The organism is Acinetobacter sp. 1207_04 (assembly GCF_052850415.1).
In genome coordinates this window covers 11,839-30,532 of sequence record NZ_VXCQ01000010.1, presented here as the reverse complement: position 1 = coordinate 30,532, position 18,694 = coordinate 11,839, and the positions used below count along the sequence as shown (strand labels likewise).

Below are 18,694 nucleotides of genomic sequence, written 5' to 3'. Positions count from 1 at the left end.
ACTGATCGCTGTGTTAAGGGCAGATTCACATAAAATAATAGATTTTGTTAGACAACCAATGGTTATGAATCCGACTTTGAGTTACAGCATCATTCAGAAGTAGATATTTATGAATGTTAATTAATCATTTGATTTAACTTATTATTTTATAAATCGGAAAAATATAGGCTAAAAACTATTGGATATTTAGCCTATTATTGTTTATTTAGTTTTACGATTTTATTGGCATATCATCATTTAAAGAGGCAAATAAGTATAAACCAAGCCATATGCCAAAGCTGCCGTTAATGTCGCCAAAACAATCCGTTTAAATTTAAAATATAACCCTATCAGTACAACAAAACCGACCAACATGGCAAAACTTTTATTCGGTGTTTCAATGAGTGGTGGCAGTGTTGCGACAATGAGCATAGAACTAATTGCTGAAATTCCGATACTACCTAATGCAATTTTGAGCCAAGTTGAGCCACGATTTTGAGAAGTTTTTTGACTTTTTTGAATCACGTAAAAGGGACCAAAACGGGATGCAAAGTTGGCAATACCCACCAAAATACCGACTAAAATAATCTGTAAATCCATTAGATATTAACCTCATTATGTTGCTTTAAAACATAATGTTTAAATAAGCCAGCTAAAATTCCCGATATAATACCAATAAAAATAGCGGCAGACATATTGATGAAATAACACGCAAGAGCAGAAACAATAAGACATACAGCAACGACAAAAGTATGTTTCTTTTCAAAGGCTGCAAGTAAGAAACTCAAAAACAGTGCAGGAAGTAAAAAGTCGAGTGCGGCCTGTAAAAATTGAGGCATATTACTGACCTGATCGGCAAATAAACCACCAAGAAAAGAACCTAATGCCCACGAGAGCCAACTACATAAACTTAAGCCTAACATCCAAGATTCAGACCATTCCTGACGACGTTGTGACAGTTTAATCATGCCTGCTGCAAACACTTCATCGGTCAAGCCCCACGCCCAAACTGCAGTTTTTTTCATATTCAAACGATCTTGAATGAGATTTTGTAGAGCAGGGCCATATAGAACATGTCGAATATCTAAAGCGATGACAGTTAAAGCGGTCATCCAAATGGAGGTTCCACTGCCAAGTAATGCAACAACAAGAAATTGACTTGCACCAGCATACATAGAACAGGATAAAAATAGAGCTTCCCAAGCACTAAAACCAAATTGGGTTGCAGATACGCCAAAGGCAAATGACACTGGGAGGTAAGTAAAGATAATGGCTTGACTATCTTTAGCGCCTTGCCAAAAACCAGCAGGATCGACTGGAGGAGTTTTGTGCTCAGACACGGTACACCATGAAGAATTGATCAAAGGATAAAATGAAGTTGAGTATTGTACCCGAATTTATTAGCATATTAGCGAATCGTTTTCATCCATTAGGCGCATATATGTCTGTGATTAAGTTACCGTCCATCTTGATGATGGGCTTAATTTCAATAGTATTTTTACTGCAAGGTTGTGGTCAATCATCTGAACAACCAAAACAGCAGGTTGAAATTAAAACTGCACCGAAACTGACCAATGATGCAACGACTTATGCTAAAGAAGCATGGAAATTGATTAATCAGGTTGAACCCTTTGTCTATCGTAAGCAATTGAATTTAATTGAAGAAAATGTCCGTAAACCTATTCGTAAGCTTAGTACAGATTGGCGCATTAATGTAAAAATGACAGATTCAGTGACAGAGGGGAAATATGCTTTATGTCGTAAAGCCTTAACATCTCTTGATAATTTTGCACGTTCAACATTGCAAAAAGATGGTTCACTTGTGCAAAAACAACAAGAATATGAACGTGATAAAGCACAGTGTAAAGATGCAATTGATAATCCGAGCCAAGGGAATACCAAAGCGTATAACAATCTTTTTTAAATCCACGATTATAGAAGATCATTACCTAAAAAAATGCCCTGAAGAATCAGGGCATTTTTTATCGTATTTATATGGTGTTTAAGAGGGCTTATACGTTAAAACGGAAGTGTAGAACATCACCGTCTTGAACGATGTAAGTTTTACCTTCTAAACGCCATTTACCAGCTTCTTTTGCACCTGCTTCACCGTTGTATTGAATGAAGTCATCATAGGCAATACATTCAGCACGGATAAAGCCTTTTTCAAAGTCAGTGTGAATTACACCTGCTGCCTGTGGCGCAGTTGCACCGACTTTAACTGTCCAAGCACGGACTTCTTGGACGCCTGCTGTAAAATAAGTTTGAAGACCAAGAAGGCTATAACCTGCACGGATTACGACGTTTAGACCTGGTTCTTCCATGCCTAAAGCCTCAAGGAATTCGGCACGGTCTTCATCTTCAAGCAATGAAATTTCAGCTTCAATTTGGTTGCAAAGTGGAACAACAATTGCATTTTCTTCAGCCGCTAATTTTTTAACAGCGTCCAAGTGTGGATTGTTTTCAAAACCATCTTCGGCTACGTTGGCAATGTACATGGTTGGTTTTAATGTCATTAAACCAAAACCACGTACCGATTTACGTTCATCATCATCTAAATCCGCTGCACGAGCAGGTTTACCTTCTTCAAGTAAAGGTAAGATTTTTTCTAAAACAGCTTTGGTTGCAATGGCATCTTTATCGCCACCTTTTGCAGATTTTGCTAAGCGTGTAATAGCTTTAGTAATTGTGTCTAAATCGGCAAGTGCAAGTTCTGTATTGATAGTTGCAATGTCATCTAAGGGATCAATTTTACCATTGACGTGAATGACATTTTCATCTTCGAAACAACGAACTACGTGCGCAATCGCATCAGTTTCACGGATGTTTGCAAGGAATTGGTTACCCAAGCCTTCACCTTTAGATGCTCCTGCAACTAAACCTGCAATATCAACAAATTCCATTGCTGTTGGAATAACTTTTTGTGGTTTTACAATGGCAGTAAGTTTGTCCAGACGTTGGTCAGGTACAGGTACAATGCCTGTATTAGGTTCAATCGTACAGAATGGGAAGTTTTCTGCAGCAATAGCAGCTTTAGTCAATGCATTGAAAAGAGTAGATTTACCAACGTTCGGCAAGCCGACAATACCGCAATTAAAACCCATGAAAAACTCACAAAGTGTTCTATAAAAATTGCCCATGATTTTACATGAAAGCCGTGATAAAGTCAGGTGAAAGTATGAAGATTGAAAATTTATAAAATAGTACTTAATTGACTTAATTTTTATGAGGGTTCAATAGGCTAAAATATGGCTAAATATTAGTGTTAAATTGAAAAGATGAAGAAAAATTGTTGCGACAATATTAGGGATAATCATAACAGTCATGGATTGGTGATTTATTTTAGTGAGTAGTGAGGAATTTAGGCATGTATCGAATAGTATCTAAATACATGCCTAAATTAAGTATCTTAAATTATTTAACCAAACCAAAAATAGAATTTTGAGCATTACATACTTCAATGGCTTTATCTTTTGGCATCTCTTGAACATTACGTTCAAATTCTTTCTTTTGTGTTTCAATGGCATCATCTGGAATACCACTTTTTTTTGCTATATCAGCAATATGCTCCCAAGATTGTTCACATTCTTTAGGCATTTTACTACAGGCTGTCAGTAGAATACTTAAGCCTGTAAGTAGTATAACGGCAGACTTTTTCATTTAATTTTCCTTGTCTTTAGTGTTTATTTCATTTAAATCTTTGATTTTATTATTGAGATAAGTTCGTTCAATGTATGCGTCGATCATAACAGAAGATTTTAGCTTTTTTTATGAATTTGATAAAAAAATTGAATTTCATCGGAAACAATATGAGTAATTCAGTGAGCTACCCATATTGTTTTGATTAAACAATTTTTTGAATATTTCTATTTATAGTAAAGTGAAAATGTCATTAGCCTTAAAAGCGATAGCCAATTTTTAAGCCATACCCCATTGCGTTATTCTTATTAAAATCCGCATGTTCAGCCATTTCAGCAGCACCTGCTACAGGTATGTGATACGTACCATCTTGTGCAACAGCATCACCAATCCAAAAATATTTTATGCCTCCTGCTATAAAGTAGTTTGGTGCGGGATTGTATTGTATGCCTAAGCCCACACCCCAACCGCCCTCAGTTGGATTCAGCACACTAGATGGATTTCCTGTTCCTGAATCCCAACTCACATCAGTGGATGCACTCCATTTCTCAGTAAATTGATGACCGATACCAAGTGTTGCGCTCCATTGATCTTTTTGGTGATCGTCTAAATTAAAACCGCCTGTATAAGTGCCTTGACTCATTTCAGTTGTTGCAAGCTCGCTAAGAGCACCAAACTGTGTTGGACGAATGGTGAAATCTTTCCAATTGACCCAACGTGCATTTAAGTAGGCAATAGTGTCTTTAAAAATTCCTGTTTGAAAGTCGATATTGACTGATTGAGGGGTAGTAATATCAGTGGTGGATAAACCCGTTAACTCAAGAGGTTGTCCAAAAATGGTTTCATTGGCATCAAGTTGATGTTTGATTTCAGAACAATAGGTAGCTGCTGCTTTGAGTGCAATCTCGGGGCTTTGAAAAGCCATACCTGCTAACCAACCAACAGAGCTATCTTCTTTAAAACTAGCATCATAACCGTTAAAAATACTCATTGAGTTACCCCGAAGAGAAACTTTTCCCTTTACTGTTTGGTATACACCACCTGCATAGAGGTTAAAAGATGGGTGGGGTTGGAAACCAAAAAGCATACTGATATTTTGGCTATCGACATCAGCAGATGTACCTTGCATCGTTATTTCATTATCGGACAAAGTATTGTTACTACGTAAGGGATAGGCAGCATCTGCACCAAAAGGCTGATCGTAAATCAGACCAAATGAAACTTGTGGTGCAATTTGTAATTTTAAGGCAGCATTGTAATACTGAAATGACTCTGCCATATCACCTGTGTTGAGGTCGGTGCTATTGACCAAATCTGGGCGATTACTGCGGACCTTCCCTGAAACATCAGGATCAGCGACTGTAATATTCGCTTCAAAATAATTTTTATCTTCAAGAAAAGCCAAAATAGACTGACCCGATTGATCCATTGCAGATGCATGGCTTGTCGCGCTGTATATTGCGGGCATGATATAGAGCATACCGAGTAGTAGTGGTTTTATTTTCATGATGTTCTTCCTTGTATCATGCTGTTGTTATGCAGAAGCTTATATCTTCTTAGTTTTAATACTTTTAAGAAATTTGAAAAAAATCTTATAAAACAAAGTGAATCATTTTTAATCATCATACGAAAGGGGGAGATTGACCATTTAATGGGGGGCGCATCGGTCATAGAATTGTTTTTAGATTTTATTGTCGTGTATCGGTATTTTTGGCTGACTGAAGTATTGTCTATTGAAAATGTATTTACTTGATTATTTCTGTTATTAAAAAGGCATTCAGTAAACTGAATGCCTTTTTTCATCGACTGTTGTCATCCATGACTATTGAATCGGTGGATGCTGTAGTTGATTTAACTCTTTTTTGCTATAGCCTCGAGAGACTAAAACTTTTTTAATTCCAGCAATGACATCTTCATCGGTGGCTTGGGTTAACAGAGATAACAGCTGATCATTTGTTTTACATGAACAATCATTTTCAATACAAGCAACTTGATTCTTATGTTCATTTTGTTGTTCATTTGGAGAGAACAACGTTTGCCAAAAACTCATAGAGCATTCATTCGCAACCTAACATGATTTGAAATATAGCGAGTTTAAATATAAATGCAAGTTTGTAACTGAACCATCCGTCATAAATTGAACGTAAAAATGATGGAATAATTGTGACAAAAGAATGAAAGTTGACAGGAGTTTTGTAATATTTAATTTATAATGATAATTATCAATGAAATAAATATAAGAAAAAAAGGTGCTATAGAAACAACACCTTTTTTCATGATTTAATTTTGAAATAAATTGTTTAAATTTTTTCGAGTAATACACCTGATTCAACATGATGGGTATATGGAAATTGATCAAACATGGCAAATTTACTGATTTTATGGGTTTGCGCTAATGTTTTTAAGTTGTCATGTAAAGTTTCAGGGTTACATGAGATATAGATAATACGTTCAAAGCCTTGCAATAATTTTAAGGTATCATCATCAATACCCGCACGTGGTGGATCAACAAAGACAGTATCAAAATCATAACTTTGAATATCAATATTAGCTTCTTGTAAACGGCGGAATTCACGTTCTGCATTATAAGCTTGGGTAAATTCTTCCGCAGATAAGCGTGCAACTTGAATATTATCAATGTTATTTTTTTCAATATTCCACTGTGCTGCATAAACTGATGATTTAGCCAATTCAGTTGCGAGTACGCGGTTGAATTTTAAAGACATAGGTAGAGTGAAATTACCATTGCCACAGTATAATTCAAGCAGATCTTTGCTTGAACCTTCAGCAGCTGTACATGCCCATTGCAACATTTTTTGGCACACTTGCGCATTCGGTTGTGTGAAACTGCTTTCAATTTGTTGATATTGGAAAGTACGGTCAAAAACTTGAAGTTCTTCAACTACATATTCTTCAGTTAAAACACGTTTAACACCACGGCTACGACCAATGATTTTAACATTAAGTTGTTCTGCCAACTGCTTGGCTAAAGTATCCCATTCATCAGTGAGTGGCGCACGATAAACCAAAGATACCAACATTTCACCTTTGAGTGTCGCAAGGAAATGTACTTCAAATAATTTTTTAGATAAGAGTGGGTTGGCTTTCAGTTCAGCCAATAAAATTGGCATTAAGGTGTTAATGCTTTGATCTGCAATGGGGAATTCATCAATACGCACCACAGTTTTTTGCTGATTATCTTGACTGCGCTCGAACATGGCATAAAACATGTCATCATCAGTATGCCAAATGCGGAATTCGGCACGCATACGGAAATGTTGTTCAGGAGATTCAAATACCTCTAATGTAGGTGGATTGAACGCACTGAATTGATTACGGATACGGTCGATTTTGGCATCAAGCTGTTGCTGATAAACTGAAGTCATAAAAATTTAGATACATACTGAGACAAAGCAGTAGCGATGGTATCAAAAAATGCAGTCAATTTCTTTAATTTGACTGCAAATATTTGCGATCAAGGATTTAATATAAATGTATACGACTTGGACAAATTTAGCGTTTGGTCAAATGCTCAACTAAATAGTCAATAAACACCCGCACAGCAGGGAGTTGTCCACGGCGTGATGGATAAACTGCATGGAGAATACCATGTGAGGCTTTCCATTCAGGAAGAACACGAACGAGTTTACCAGTACGAATAAAGTCTTCGGCAACTGTATCGGGTAAAAGTGCAATACCACAATTTTGGCTTGCAAGTTTGGCTATCATAATTAAATCTGAACCCATCACAATGGGATTGATTTTGACTTTTTTCTGCTGATTATCTTTATCATGCAGAGATAATTGTTGGTCTAAATGTTCTTCAACCATACTGAGAATCCGATGTTCAGCTAATTCTTCAGGTTGTTTAAGCATACCGTATTCATTTAAATAGGCTTGGCTTGCAAATAGATGTTGCTCAATATTTTCAAACTTGCGAATGACTAAATTAGGATCATCATCTAAATTTGCACGCACACGTAAAGCAACATCAAAGCCTTCATTAATCACTTCAACACGGCGGTTACTGACAAGAAATTGTATTTTGATTTCAGGATACATTTTCATAAAGTCAGGCAGTAATTTTGACATTTCATTTTGTGCAATGCTGACTGGAATGCTGACTTTAATGACGCCACGGGGTTCTTCACTCAAATGATCGACTAAGTCATGCGCTGAACGTGCAGCATTAACCATCACTTGGGCATGACGGAAAATATTCATTCCAATATCGGTCACTGCAAAATGGCGTGAACTTCGTTGAATGAGCCTGACACCTAAATTTTCTTCGAGATTATAGACACGTCTGCTGAGTTTTGATTTAGGGATATCTGTTGCACGTTCGGCTGCACTAAATCCGCCATGTTCAACAACAAGGGAAAAACAATAAAAATCATCTAAATCCGAGAGCATAAAAGCATTCCATTTGTGCAACAATCTAATTATTTAAATGTATTTCGTTGCAAAAAGTCAATCTAAGCTATCGTGACTATGTGTAAAAAATGTAAATGCTCCATGCATTATTGGTGTTATAAATTGAGTGAAAATGGTCGAATAATCACAGATCAAAATGATCACTTCAATAAGTGCGTTCACTAATCGTTAAAAACACAGTATCCTTAGCTTTGAAATCAGGAGTTTTCATGTATCAGGTACTTGCACGTAAATATCGTCCACGTAATTTTAATGAACTTGTCGGGCAAAATCATGTTTCCCGTGCTTTGACGAGTGCGTTAGACCGAGGTCGTTTACACCATGCGTATTTGTTTACAGGAACACGTGGTGTCGGAAAAACCACGATTGCCCGTATTTTGGCAAAATGTCTGAATTGCGAAACAGGTGTGACATCAACGCCGTGTGAAGTTTGTGCAACATGTAAAGCTGTGAACGAAGGGCGTTTTATTGATCTGATCGAGATTGATGCAGCATCACGTACTAAAGTAGAAGATACACGTGAATTACTCGATAATGTACCTTACGCACCGACACAAGGGCGTTTCAAGGTTTATCTGATTGATGAAGTACATATGTTGTCGACACATTCATTTAATGCCTTATTGAAAACGCTAGAAGAACCACCTGAGCACGTTAAATTTTTATTCGCTACAACTGATCCGCAAAAATTACCGATTACTGTAATTTCACGTTGTTTGCAATTTACCTTGCGTCCTTTGGCTGTCGATGAAATCACTCATCATTTAAGCGATATTTTGGGCAAAGAAGAGATTGCAGCTGAGTCTGATGCCATTTGGCAAATTGCTGAATCTGCACAAGGTTCATTGCGTGATGCCTTATCACTGACCGATCAAGCGATTGCCTATGGTCAAGGCGAAGTACATCATCAAGATGTCAAAGAAATGTTAGGGTTGATTGATCGTACGATTATTTATGATTTGATTTTGGCGATTCATCAAAATCAGCGTGAACGCATGAGCCAATTGTTGCGTCAGTTCCGTCAGCAAGCCTTAGATGTTTCTTTGGTGCTTGATCAATTGATTTCGACCTTGCATGAATTGGCACTCATGCAATATCTACCTGATTTAAGCTTAAAATATAGCGCTGAAATCAATCAAAAAATTACTCAATTGGCGCAAGTTGTTTCCGCACAAGATTTGCAGTTGTATTATCAAATTGCATGTAAAGGTCGTGCTGACTTACAAATTTCCGTGACGCAAGAGCAAGGTTTTGAAATGACGGTGTTGCGTTTACTTGCATTTAGACCGTTACAAGCCAATGAAATAACAGTAAGCACCAATCAATCTGTGCAAACACAGGTGATTGAGCAAAATCATTCACAAGCGACTTCACAACCACAACATACACAGCAGATCGAAGCGCCTGTAGAGCAACAGACTCAACCATCAACAATAGAAGAATTGGAAGGAAATCCGAGTTTACATCGTGTGGATGAAGCTTTTAGTCAACCTTTAGATGAAGTTGTGTCTTCACCGAAAAATGCCAATACCGTATTGACTGAAACTATGGAGTTAGTTGAAGCACAGACACAAATAGTTGAAAAGGTCGATATACAGACAGCTATAGAAACATCTACTGCTGATTTAGAACCTGTCGCTCAGCAAAATGAGCTTTCAACAGAATCAATAGAGATACAAGAAATACCTGATTTAACACTTTTTGGTGGCAATACAATTTCAACAAGTACACCTCAAAATGTACAGTCGACTGTAGAGACAGAAGATATTTTCTTCCTTGCACCTGAGACTGAGCAGGCAGCACAAGATATAAATATTGAACCAGAATCTAATGACAGAAGAATACCTAATTCTAGTTCACAAAATAGTACCGTTGCACCATCAATAGCTGTTCAATTGACAGGTTCAACGCAAACGCCACAACAAATTTTACAACTGACACCGCAAAATCTAGAAGGCCAGTGGGATGTTAAAAAGTGGGAATATTGGTTCCGCAATAGTCAATTATCACCTGCGGTACAAGAGCTTGCGCAACATGGTGTGATGACAGGACAGATTAATGGTCAGTCTACATTTTCTATTCCGCAGCAGTACGAGAACTTATTAGTACAGTTTCAGCACACCCTTGAAAATGTATTGATTGAACAGTGGTCACATACACGTTTGAGTTTTACTTATCGTGAAAGCCAAGAAACCACACCTTTTGAGCTACAAAACGAGCGTAAAATCAGAGCCTTTGATCGTGCGGCAGAAATGTTGCACGATGAATCGGTGGTTAAAAATTTAATGAATGCTTTCAATGGTGAAATTCAAAACATTCAACTGAAACCTTAAAAGGAAAACGTCCTTGCATTAGGCTTGGACGAGAAATTTTTCTAGAGCACTGCGCATTTCAGGCGAAATCGGGGTGCTTTTTTTCGTTTCACGTTCGACAAAAACATGCACAAAACTTCCTTGAGCCGCAGCTTGATCTTGTCCCTGTTTAAAAATGGCGAGATCGTAAGTAACTGAACTATTACCCAATTTACTAATACCGACTGCAACCTCAATAATTTCTGGATAAGTCAGTTCTTGCATAAAATTACAGGAAGAATTGACCACTAAACCAATATTAGGTGAATGGTGAATGTCAAAACCTGCATGCTGAATCAGCAAGGAATTGGCTGCGGTGTCAAAGTAACTATAATAGGTTACATTATTGACGTGCCCATAAATATCATTGTCTGCCCAACGGGTCTGGATGGGTAAAAAGAAAGCATAATCTTGGCGTTTTTTGATGGTTGGTTTCATATGAGTTCTATTCTTGATTCAGTCAATATCGGATCTCTTGCATCAGTTATTCATCGAACAAATTCAAAGTTTAGATATGAGTTCCCTGTTCCTTTAGGAGAGGGGGCGGGAGAGATATTTATTTATATTCCCCTCATTCTAGTTCTCTCTCTTTCAGGAGAAAGGAATTTTTAACTTAAAATTTAAATAATGAAAAAATGTTCAGTTTTTGACTTTTGCAAGAATGCTATTAGAAGAGAAGCATTTAATACTCCATTTCAGCCATTAGTAAATGGCTTGATATATTTTCAATGCATGCTCATAAGTCATTTCTCTTGGATTATTTTGTAATAATCGTGTTTGCAACATAGCATCGCGTGCGAGAGTTTCGAGCATATGTTCAGGAACGCCTAAATCTCGTAGTTTTAATGTGAGTCCACTGCCATCCAAATGCCTTTGAATGTGATCAATAAATAAATCACATAAACCATCAATACTGCCTTTGCTATATGGGTCAAGCCATTGCATCAGTTCCGCATATAAATGTTTGGCATTGGGTGCATTAAACTTTAGGACTTCAAGTAAAACCAATGCATTGGTATGCCCATGTGAAAGATGGAAATGTCCACCCAATGGATAGGCGAGTGCATGTACAGCCCCAACGGGTGCATTGGCAAAAGCCTGCCCAGCAAGCATTGAACCGAGAAGCATATTTTGTCGTGCTTCAAGATCTTGTCCATTGACTAAAACGGGTGTGAGATTTTTGTTGAGTAGTTTTAAGGCTTGTTTTGCCAACATATCGGCATAAAAATTCTTTTTGATTTTAGAAGTGTAAGCCTCAATAGCATGCACCATCGCATCTATACCTGTGGCAGCGGTAATATGTGCAGGTAAGCCTGTGGTAAATGTGGCATCCAAAATGGCAGTATCGGCATAAAGAATTGGAGAAACAATGCCTGTTTTTGTGGTTTCACCTGTGGTGACAATCGAAATAGGTGTAACTTCTGAACCTGTACCTGCTGTGGTAGGAATTAAGATCAATGGTAAACGAGGTGCTTTTGCATTATTTACGCCATAGATATCTTGAATAGATTGGTTTTGACGAGGATCTGCTAACAATGCAATTACTTTGGCAACATCCAGTGAGCTTCCGCCCCCAAAACCAATAATGGCATCGACCTGATGTTGTTTAGCAAAAGAGACGGCTTCGAGCATGATGTGTTCAGGTGGGTCGGCTTGGACATCGGCATAAATTGCATATTCAACTGAAACATCTTGAAAAATATCTAAAATAGGGACATGCAGTTGATGCTGCAACATACCGGGATCAGTCACAAGTAGGATTTTTTTGTACTGTGCATCTTTGATTAGTGTTGCTAATTGTTGGATAGAGCCAATTCCAGAAATAATATTTGCCGTGGTCTGAAACTGAAATTGGTTCATACGTATTTTCCTTAATCTGTCATCATAAATTAAACATTATTGTCTTACGATTCTATAGGATTCACCCTATAAATAACTTAACATAGGCATCTATAAAATAAATGTATTTTTGAGGTTGTTATGTCGTTCAGAACGCCCTATAAGGTGTTATGTGTATGTCTTGGAAATATCTGTCGTTCACCCACTGCAGAAGTGGTGCTCAGACATTACTGTGACAGTGGACAACTGAATGTGATTATCGACTCAGCTGGAACAAGTAATTACCATCCAGGCAAAGCGCCTGATTTGCGTAGTCAACAACATGCGCTAAAGCGTGGTTATGATTTATCTAACTTGCGTGCAAGACAATTATTAATATCTGATTTTCTTGATTTTGATTTAATTTTAGCGATGGATTCAGAAAATTATAATAATATTCAACGCTTAAAAAAAACTGCAATGACTGAATATGGAGTGGAAAAAATTCGTGCAGAAGTTGCACTAATGAGTGAACATGACACGATTTACCCAAAACAAGCTGTGCCAGACCCATATTATGGAGATGCAAGTGATTTTGAGCGTGTACTTGATCAGTGTGAGTCGAGCAGTCAAGCATGGGTAGAAGTCTTTCAAAAGGCAAAATCCGAAGTTAAAGGAGTAGTTTGATGAATATTCAATCTCAAATTCAGCTCAAACCTTTTAATACTTTAAGCCTTAATTCAATTGCTTCACATTATGTTGAAATTAATGAAATGGCTGATCTTGAGCTGGCGCTTGCTTATGCAAAAGAACAGCAGTTGAATATTCTGATTCTATCAGGTGGAAGCAATATGTTATTGCCTGAAAAGATTCACGCATTGGTGATGCATATGAATATTCAGGGTATTGATGTATTGGCAGATGATCAAGATACTCAAACGCTTCGTGTTGGTGCAGGGCAAAATTGGCATGATTTTGTACTATGGACAACGACTCAAAAAATCTATGGCTTACAAAATTTAGCCTTAATTCCAGGTTTAGTTGGGGCTGCACCTGTACAAAATATTGGTGCTTATGGCGTAGAGGTTGGTGATTTTATTCAATCGGTTGAAGTGTATGATCGTGTTTTAAATCAAACAGCAAGTATTTTGGCACAAGATTGTAATTTTGCTTATCGTCATAGTATTTTTAAAGATGATCCGAATCGCTATATTATTACTCATGTTGTTTTTAAACTACTCAAACAGCCAAATTTGAAAATAGATTATGGCGATTTAAAAACAGCAATGCAAAATGATTTAACACCTGAAAATTTGCAACAGCAAGTGATTTATATTCGTCAAAGTAAACTGCCTGATCCGAAAGATTATCCAAATGCAGGAAGTTTCTTTAAAAATCCAGTCATTACACAGCAAGAGTTTGCACCTTTGTTGGATAAGTTTCCCAATATTCCGCACTACCCACAAAAAAATAATCAGGTCAAAGTTGCTGCAGGTTGGTTGATTGATCAAACGGGATGGAAGGGCAAACAGCTTGGTCAGGTGGGGATGTTTGCTCAACAAGCCTTAGTTCTAGTGAATTATGCAAATGCTTCATTGACCGATGTCCAAGAAACGTATTGGGCAGTGCAGCATGACGTGTTGCAGAAATTTACTGTACGACTTGAACCTGAACCCGTAATGTTTAATGATCAGGGCTTAATTCAGCCACATGTGGGTTAATTGAAAACTATGCAGAAACAGCATTGGATGATTCGACTTGTACGTTTTCTCTCGATATTTTTCGTGTTATTCGGCTGTTTCATTGTTTTCCTTTACACGCCATTTTATTCAAATATGATGGTCAAATTGCTCAATGCAATTGTTCCTGTAGAAGTTAATCAGGTTGCAGCAAAAAGTCAGCAACAAGCAGGCCTTTCAACCGATGAAACTTTAGAGCCAGGTTCTAGACTTTGGGTTGCACGTCAGGTTTATTTAAAATTGGTTGAAACAGCATTAAAAAGTAAAGATCCACAAGATTTAAGTGTGCTGCAGGCACGATATCAGCAATTGCAAAATGAAATTCGTCAGGACAGTGAAAAAAAACAAGTTGAAGAAAAAGATAAAAAAGAGCAAATATCCATTCCGCTCATTATACCGCTTGTAGAGCAAGCGGCATCAGAGGCGAGCGCTGTTCAATTGGAACAGCAAAAAGACCCGATTGCTGAGTTGCTTACACTGAATAATACCGATAATAAAGCTCTGATGGAGGAATATGAGCAATATTTAACATCACATGACGTTAAAATTGAAACTGAAGCTGAACAAGAAGCAGTGAATCAGCAAGTCAATCAAGATATTGCTTATTTAAATACTCAAAATAATGAGACGGAAAAAGGTTCGGAAGACAATAATGTAGCAAATCGACCTTATGCCATTGTGATTTTAGGTGGAGGTTTAACCCTTGCCGATAATCAGAAAGATATCGTGATTAATAAATATACCCGCTTAAGATTGGAAACCACATTAGCCTTGGAAAAACAATTTAGTTTACCTATTGTACTGAGTGGTGTAGAAGCACCCTATATGCAACGTTGGCTTGAACAACGTGGTATAAAAGCAAAATTACTTGAAAATCGTAGTATGAATACCTGTGAAAATACCCGTTTTAGCTCATTATTATTACAAAAAAAAGGGGGGGCACCGACTGTGTTATTAATTACAGATCGTTATCATATGCCAAGAACACGACGCTTATTTGCCTTAAATGGAATTGCCACTATTCCTGTGGAAGCACCGATGCCAACGACATTAACCCAATGGCAACCGGCTAAACAAAACTATGATCATAGTCGCCGTGCTAATTATGAAATGTTGGCGACCATTCGAGATATGTTATTTGGTTCAAGTGGCTGTAGGGAGGTTCCATAAATGTCAGATATGCCATTTTTAAATCCAACTGTGCTTAAACAGCTTGATTTACCCGTACCAAGTCGTGACGAAACACCTCATTTACTTGAAGCATTAAATTTAAACCGTTCTTATCATCCATCACGTGAATTGCAGGCATATAGCCGCTTATATGGTTTTGATCAGTTAGAATGCGATTATTGGCAGGGCTATATTCAAATGCCGCTATTTAAATTGCATGTTCAGGTTTTTAAGCCACAGATTGAGAATGTTAAAGGTACAGTATGTTTACTGCATGGTTATTTAGAGCATAGCGGTATTTATCAACCGATTATTCGTGAGTTGTTAGAACAAGGTTTTAGTGTCCTAACCTATGATTTGCCAGGGCATGGATTAAGTGATGGTTCACCTGCTAATATTAAAAATTTTGATCATTATCAAGATGTTTTACATGCAGTATATCAGTATGTAAAAAGTGCAGATCAATTACCTAAACCTTGGTTGGGCATTGGGCAAAGTACTGGTGGTGCAATTTGGATGCACCATTTACTTGAGTATGCTCAGCGCCGTGAAAACCCGATTGTGCAACGTGTTTTATTGTTATCACCTTTGATTCGTCCTGCGAAGTCAGCATGGTGGCATAACTCGATTGGCTTAGGTATTATCCGCCGTATTAAACGTGAAGTGCCTCGCCATTTCCGCCGTAATAATCATAATCCTGAGTTTTTGCGTTTTGTGCGCTTAAAAGATCCTCTACAACCACGAATGATGGGTATGGATTGGATTTTAGCAATGTCAAAATGGATGCAAGAAATGGAAGCTCGACCCGCATGTCGAATTCCAGTTTGGCTTGCACAAGGTGCACAAGATCAAACCGTAGATTGGCGCTATAATATTGAATTTATTCGTCGTAAATTCCGTTTACAAACACTACTAATGCTTGAAGAAGGTTCTCATCAACTCATTAATGAGAGGGCAAGTATTCGGGCTGCATTAACAGGGTTGATTCCTGCTTTTTTACATGCTCATTCAACAGCTGAAATTTATTAATTTATGTTTACTAAATTATTTGTATAAACCTGACTATTATTCGGATTAAATAAGTTTAAGGGTAATGACATAACTTTATGACTTTAACTTTTGGTTTCTAGATGTGTGTGTATTATGCTCAATAACATGATGTTGAAAGTGTGGATCGATATAAAAGAAGTAAATACTCATTGCTGAAATGGTCCAAAATACACCACTCCAAACTAATGAAAGACCTTGTTGTACAAAAGTTTCATTGTTTAGATAAATACGTGCAATATACATCAGTGCCCATAAGAGACTCATATAGCATGTCGTTGCAATATAGGGATGTGCTGGTGCGAGGCGTAACATCGAAAATGGTACAATAATGAAGCTTAGGCATTGAAAGACCACAGCGGTGATGCTTAACCAAGAATTGGTAGAATAAGAAATATTCACCAAACTAAAAAAAGTATTGATAATGAGCAGTAAAATCAATGGAAAGATTAAAAAATTTCTCCAACTTTTCATATTCACACCCTTATTTAAGCTTGGCTTAATTATAATCAATATGGTTTTGAACTTAGGGTTAAATTATGTATATAAATCGGAGTGGGTGGGTTTGGGTTAAAAATGACGATAAATGATGAATATGTGACAATTTTTGTAAGGTTTGAGAGCGGTAAGACCAAGAAAAGTCACTTAGAATATGTAAAGAAAGAATAACAGGAATGCTTTTATGTATTTAAATTTTATAAAAATTGTTAAAAATGTTTAAAGTAAAAAATTTCATATAGTCACTATAATTTTTTTTATTTGATGATGAATAGGTATGTGTTGTCAACATGGTTTTAATTAAAAGTGCAAAATAAAGTATAGTAGTCGAAAAAATAGCCTGACAGGCAGGCTATTTGTGTTTTAATTCATTGAAGTTAAAATATTTATTTTAAAAAGCGTTGGTAGCCCAAGTTGTTGGTAATTTCCTCATAAGGATAAGTAATACTTTCCAATGTTTCAATTAAACCATCAGGATTTTGCTGCGCATCTTCGGCTTCCAAACCCACTAAAACACGACCTTCAGCTGCACCATGATTACGATAATGGAACAAAGTAATATTATGTGTAGGACCAAGACGTTCTAAAAACGTCAGTAATGCACCCGGACGTTCAGGGAACTCTACACGGAATAAACGTTCATTTTCAATATCTGCATGTCCGCCAACTAAGTAGCGAATATGGAGTTTTGCCACTTCATCATCAGACAAATCATCAATATCATAATTGGTGTTGAGTAAGTCGTAGATGTCTTGACGTTCTTTGTCACCAGCTTTTAAGCTAATGCCCACAAAAACTTGTGCAGCACTTGAGCTACTTGCACGGTAGTTGAACTCTGTAATGTTACGACCTTGCAAAGCACGACAGAAGTTGAGGAATGAGCCTTTTTCTTCAGGAATGGTCACAGCAAAAATGGCTTCTTTACGCTCTCCCAACTCTGTACGTTCGGCAATATAACGCAAACGATCAAAGTTCATGTTTGCACCACAGACAATGGAGACCATATTTTTATTTTCTACGCCGTGTTCGGCAACGTATTTTTTAATCCCTGCCAAAGCCATTGCACCAGATGGTTCGACAATACTACGGCATTCATCATATGTATCTTTAATGGCAGCACAGATTTCATCGGTATTCACAAGGATGACATCACGCTCAACGATCGGACCTGAATTATCCGATTTTTGCAGTTGAATCACTTCAAATGGTTTCTCACCAATTTGAGCAACGGCAGTACCATCGGCAAATAAGCCCACTGAAGGTAAAATCACACGCTTATTGGCTTCAAATGCAGCTTTTAAACACGCTGATTCATCATATTCCACAGGAATAACTTTGACATGCGGTGCAACATCACCCAAATAAGCGGCAACACCTGCGATTAAACCGCCACCGCCGACTGCAACGAATACATATTCGACATCACGCCATTGGCGTAAAATTTCATTGGCAATGGTGCCTTGTCCAGCCATGACCAATTCATCATCATAAGGTGGGATGAAGGTCATACCTTCATCAGCAGCACGTTGAATGGCATATTTATTCGCAACATCAAAAGAATCGCCATGTAATACAACCTGACCACCTAAACGTTTCACCGCTTGTACTTTAATATCAGGCGTGGTTTTTGGCATGACAATAATTGCAGTAATACCTAGCTTTTGACCCGATAGTGCTACACCTTGTGCATGATTGCCTGCAGAAGCGGTAATTACGCCACGTTCAAGCTGAGATTTTGTTAATTGACTTATACGATTATATGCCCCACGTAACTTGAAAGAGAAAACTGGCTGTAAGTCTTCACGCTTGAAGCGGATATTATTATTGAGCTTCTCACTAATTCGTGGCGCTGCTTCGAGTGGAGTTTCGATTGCAACGTCGTAGACCGTTGCCTGTAATATTTGTCGAACCAAACGAGACAGCATGTTAATTTTCCATCTAACAGTTTAAAATGAGCGCTCATTGTAACAAACCCCTGTACATTTGCGTTTTAAAATTATGCAAAATGTGCAAAGAATC

18 protein-coding genes are annotated in these 18,694 nt (G+C 37.5%); 6 read left to right on the top strand and 12 right to left on the bottom strand.

Annotation, left to right across the window (positions count from 1 at the left end):
- Window positions 1-237: 237 nt before the first annotated feature.
- Both ygaH and FW754_RS10420 read right to left on the bottom strand, forming a co-directional pair.
- On the bottom strand, window positions 238-579 hold the full coding sequence (gene ygaH, locus FW754_RS10425; RefSeq protein ID WP_446324618.1) for an L-valine transporter subunit YgaH: 342 nt from the start codon (window positions 577-579) through the stop codon (window positions 238-240).
- Window positions 579-1,319 carry an AzlC family ABC transporter permease gene (locus FW754_RS10420; protein WP_446324617.1) on the bottom strand — a complete coding sequence of 247 codons (741 nt, stop codon included), beginning with the start codon at window positions 1,317-1,319 and terminating at the stop codon, window positions 579-581. The genes ygaH and FW754_RS10420 overlap by 1 nt, the downstream gene beginning before the upstream one ends.
- A gap of 101 nt (window positions 1,320-1,420) precedes the next feature.
- Here FW754_RS10420 and FW754_RS10415 point away from each other — a divergent pair, with 101 nt between their 5' ends.
- Window positions 1,421-1,903 carry a hypothetical protein gene (locus tag FW754_RS10415; RefSeq protein ID WP_409511498.1) on the top strand — a complete coding sequence of 161 codons (483 nt, stop codon included), beginning with the start codon at window positions 1,421-1,423 and terminating at the stop codon, window positions 1,901-1,903.
- Between the two features lie 88 nt (window positions 1,904-1,991).
- Here the strand turns inward: FW754_RS10415 and ychF are convergent, their stop codons facing one another.
- The 6 genes from ychF to FW754_RS10385 form a co-directional block, all read right to left on the bottom strand.
- Window positions 1,992-3,083 (bottom strand): redox-regulated ATPase YchF, encoded by a 1,092-nt coding sequence (gene ychF / locus FW754_RS10410; protein ID WP_446324616.1) that lies wholly within the window; start codon window positions 3,081-3,083, stop codon window positions 1,992-1,994.
- Between the two features lie 310 nt (window positions 3,084-3,393).
- Window positions 3,394-3,639, bottom strand: coding sequence for a hypothetical protein (locus FW754_RS10405; RefSeq protein ID WP_419347074.1), 246 nt, complete (start codon window positions 3,637-3,639; stop codon window positions 3,394-3,396).
- A gap of 238 nt (window positions 3,640-3,877) precedes the next feature.
- On the bottom strand, window positions 3,878-5,125 hold the full coding sequence (locus tag FW754_RS10400; RefSeq protein ID WP_446324615.1) for a transporter: 1,248 nt from the start codon (window positions 5,123-5,125) through the stop codon (window positions 3,878-3,880).
- Window positions 5,126-5,440: 315 nt separating this feature from the next.
- Complete coding sequence (locus FW754_RS10395) at window positions 5,441-5,668, bottom strand: hypothetical protein (RefSeq protein ID WP_446324614.1); 228 nt, start codon at window positions 5,666-5,668, stop codon at window positions 5,441-5,443.
- Window positions 5,669-5,918: 250 nt separating this feature from the next.
- Entirely contained in the window at window positions 5,919-7,004 is a 1,086-nt protein-coding gene (gene trmA / locus FW754_RS10390; protein WP_446324613.1) for a tRNA (uridine(54)-C5)-methyltransferase TrmA, read from the bottom strand.
- 127 nt (window positions 7,005-7,131) lie between these two features.
- Window positions 7,132-8,031: a LysR family transcriptional regulator gene (locus tag FW754_RS10385; RefSeq protein WP_409511492.1), complete on the bottom strand. Its 900-nt coding sequence runs from the start codon at window positions 8,029-8,031 to the stop codon at window positions 7,132-7,134.
- Window positions 8,032-8,261: 230 nt separating this feature from the next.
- Between FW754_RS10385 and dnaX the strand changes: the two genes are divergently transcribed.
- Window positions 8,262-10,385 (top strand): DNA polymerase III subunit gamma/tau, encoded by a 2,124-nt coding sequence (dnaX, locus tag FW754_RS10380; RefSeq protein WP_446324612.1) that lies wholly within the window; start codon window positions 8,262-8,264, stop codon window positions 10,383-10,385.
- Window positions 10,386-10,403: 18 nt separating this feature from the next.
- Here the strand turns inward: dnaX and FW754_RS10375 are convergent, their stop codons facing one another.
- Both FW754_RS10375 and FW754_RS10370 read right to left on the bottom strand, forming a co-directional pair.
- Window positions 10,404-10,841 carry an acyl-CoA thioesterase gene (locus FW754_RS10375; protein ID WP_409511490.1) on the bottom strand — a complete coding sequence of 146 codons (438 nt, stop codon included), beginning with the start codon at window positions 10,839-10,841 and terminating at the stop codon, window positions 10,404-10,406.
- Window positions 10,842-11,105: 264 nt separating this feature from the next.
- Complete coding sequence (locus tag FW754_RS10370; protein ID WP_446324611.1) at window positions 11,106-12,263, bottom strand: iron-containing alcohol dehydrogenase; 1,158 nt, start codon at window positions 12,261-12,263, stop codon at window positions 11,106-11,108.
- A gap of 120 nt (window positions 12,264-12,383) precedes the next feature.
- Between FW754_RS10370 and FW754_RS10365 the strand changes: the two genes are divergently transcribed.
- From FW754_RS10365 to FW754_RS10350, 4 genes are read left to right on the top strand one after another with little or no spacing between them, the layout of a single operon-like run.
- Window positions 12,384-12,908, top strand: coding sequence for a low molecular weight protein-tyrosine-phosphatase (locus tag FW754_RS10365; protein WP_446324610.1), 525 nt, complete (start codon window positions 12,384-12,386; stop codon window positions 12,906-12,908).
- Window positions 12,908-13,942 (top strand): UDP-N-acetylmuramate dehydrogenase, encoded by a 1,035-nt coding sequence (gene murB / locus FW754_RS10360; RefSeq protein WP_409511487.1) that lies wholly within the window; start codon window positions 12,908-12,910, stop codon window positions 13,940-13,942. The genes FW754_RS10365 and murB overlap by 1 nt, the downstream gene beginning before the upstream one ends.
- A 9-nt stretch (window positions 13,943-13,951) precedes the next feature.
- The gene (locus tag FW754_RS10355; protein ID WP_446324658.1) at window positions 13,952-15,130 is read left to right on the top strand and encodes a YdcF family protein; all 1,179 of its coding nucleotides are present in this window, start codon (window positions 13,952-13,954) and stop codon (window positions 15,128-15,130) included.
- Window positions 15,131-16,159, top strand: coding sequence for an alpha/beta hydrolase (locus FW754_RS10350; protein WP_409511485.1), 1,029 nt, complete (start codon window positions 15,131-15,133; stop codon window positions 16,157-16,159).
- Window positions 16,160-16,234: 75 nt separating this feature from the next.
- On the opposite strand, the gene FW754_RS10345 is transcribed toward FW754_RS10350, so the two are convergent.
- Both FW754_RS10345 and ilvA read right to left on the bottom strand, forming a co-directional pair.
- The gene (locus FW754_RS10345) at window positions 16,235-16,651 is read right to left on the bottom strand and encodes a hypothetical protein (RefSeq protein WP_446324609.1); all 417 of its coding nucleotides are present in this window, start codon (window positions 16,649-16,651) and stop codon (window positions 16,235-16,237) included.
- Window positions 16,652-17,061: 410 nt separating this feature from the next.
- Complete coding sequence (gene ilvA / locus FW754_RS10340) at window positions 17,062-18,600, bottom strand: threonine ammonia-lyase, biosynthetic (RefSeq protein ID WP_409511483.1); 1,539 nt, start codon at window positions 18,598-18,600, stop codon at window positions 17,062-17,064.
- Between the last annotated feature and the right edge of the window lie 94 nt (window positions 18,601-18,694).

Coding starts and splice junctions, on each gene's coding strand:
- FW754_RS10345 (WP_446324609.1), bottom strand. CDS start 16,651: ATGAAAAGTTGGAGAAATTTTTTAATCTTTCCATTGATTTTACTGCTC.
- FW754_RS10400 (WP_446324615.1), bottom strand. CDS start 5,125: ATGAAAATAAAACCACTACTACTCGGTATGCTCTATATCATGCCCGCA.
- FW754_RS10350 (WP_409511485.1), top strand. CDS start 15,131: ATGTCAGATATGCCATTTTTAAATCCAACTGTGCTTAAACAGCTTGAT.
- FW754_RS10375 (WP_409511490.1), bottom strand. CDS start 10,841: ATGAAACCAACCATCAAAAAACGCCAAGATTATGCTTTCTTTTTACCC.
- FW754_RS10415 (WP_409511498.1), top strand. CDS start 1,421: ATGTCTGTGATTAAGTTACCGTCCATCTTGATGATGGGCTTAATTTCA.
- FW754_RS10355 (WP_446324658.1), top strand. CDS start 13,952: ATGCAGAAACAGCATTGGATGATTCGACTTGTACGTTTTCTCTCGATA.
- ygaH (WP_446324618.1), bottom strand. CDS start 579: ATGGATTTACAGATTATTTTAGTCGGTATTTTGGTGGGTATTGCCAAC.
- FW754_RS10405 (WP_419347074.1), bottom strand. CDS start 3,639: ATGAAAAAGTCTGCCGTTATACTACTTACAGGCTTAAGTATTCTACTG.
- dnaX (WP_446324612.1), top strand. CDS start 8,262: ATGTATCAGGTACTTGCACGTAAATATCGTCCACGTAATTTTAATGAA.
- FW754_RS10365 (WP_446324610.1), top strand. CDS start 12,384: ATGTCGTTCAGAACGCCCTATAAGGTGTTATGTGTATGTCTTGGAAAT.
- FW754_RS10395 (WP_446324614.1), bottom strand. CDS start 5,668: ATGAGTTTTTGGCAAACGTTGTTCTCTCCAAATGAACAACAAAATGAA.
- ilvA (WP_409511483.1), bottom strand. CDS start 18,600: ATGCTGTCTCGTTTGGTTCGACAAATATTACAGGCAACGGTCTACGAC.
- ychF (WP_446324616.1), bottom strand. CDS start 3,083: ATGGGTTTTAATTGCGGTATTGTCGGCTTGCCGAACGTTGGTAAATCT.
- murB (WP_409511487.1), top strand. CDS start 12,908: ATGAATATTCAATCTCAAATTCAGCTCAAACCTTTTAATACTTTAAGC.
- trmA (WP_446324613.1), bottom strand. CDS start 7,004: ATGACTTCAGTTTATCAGCAACAGCTTGATGCCAAAATCGACCGTATC.
- FW754_RS10370 (WP_446324611.1), bottom strand. CDS start 12,263: ATGAACCAATTTCAGTTTCAGACCACGGCAAATATTATTTCTGGAATT.
- FW754_RS10385 (WP_409511492.1), bottom strand. CDS start 8,031: ATGCTCTCGGATTTAGATGATTTTTATTGTTTTTCCCTTGTTGTTGAA.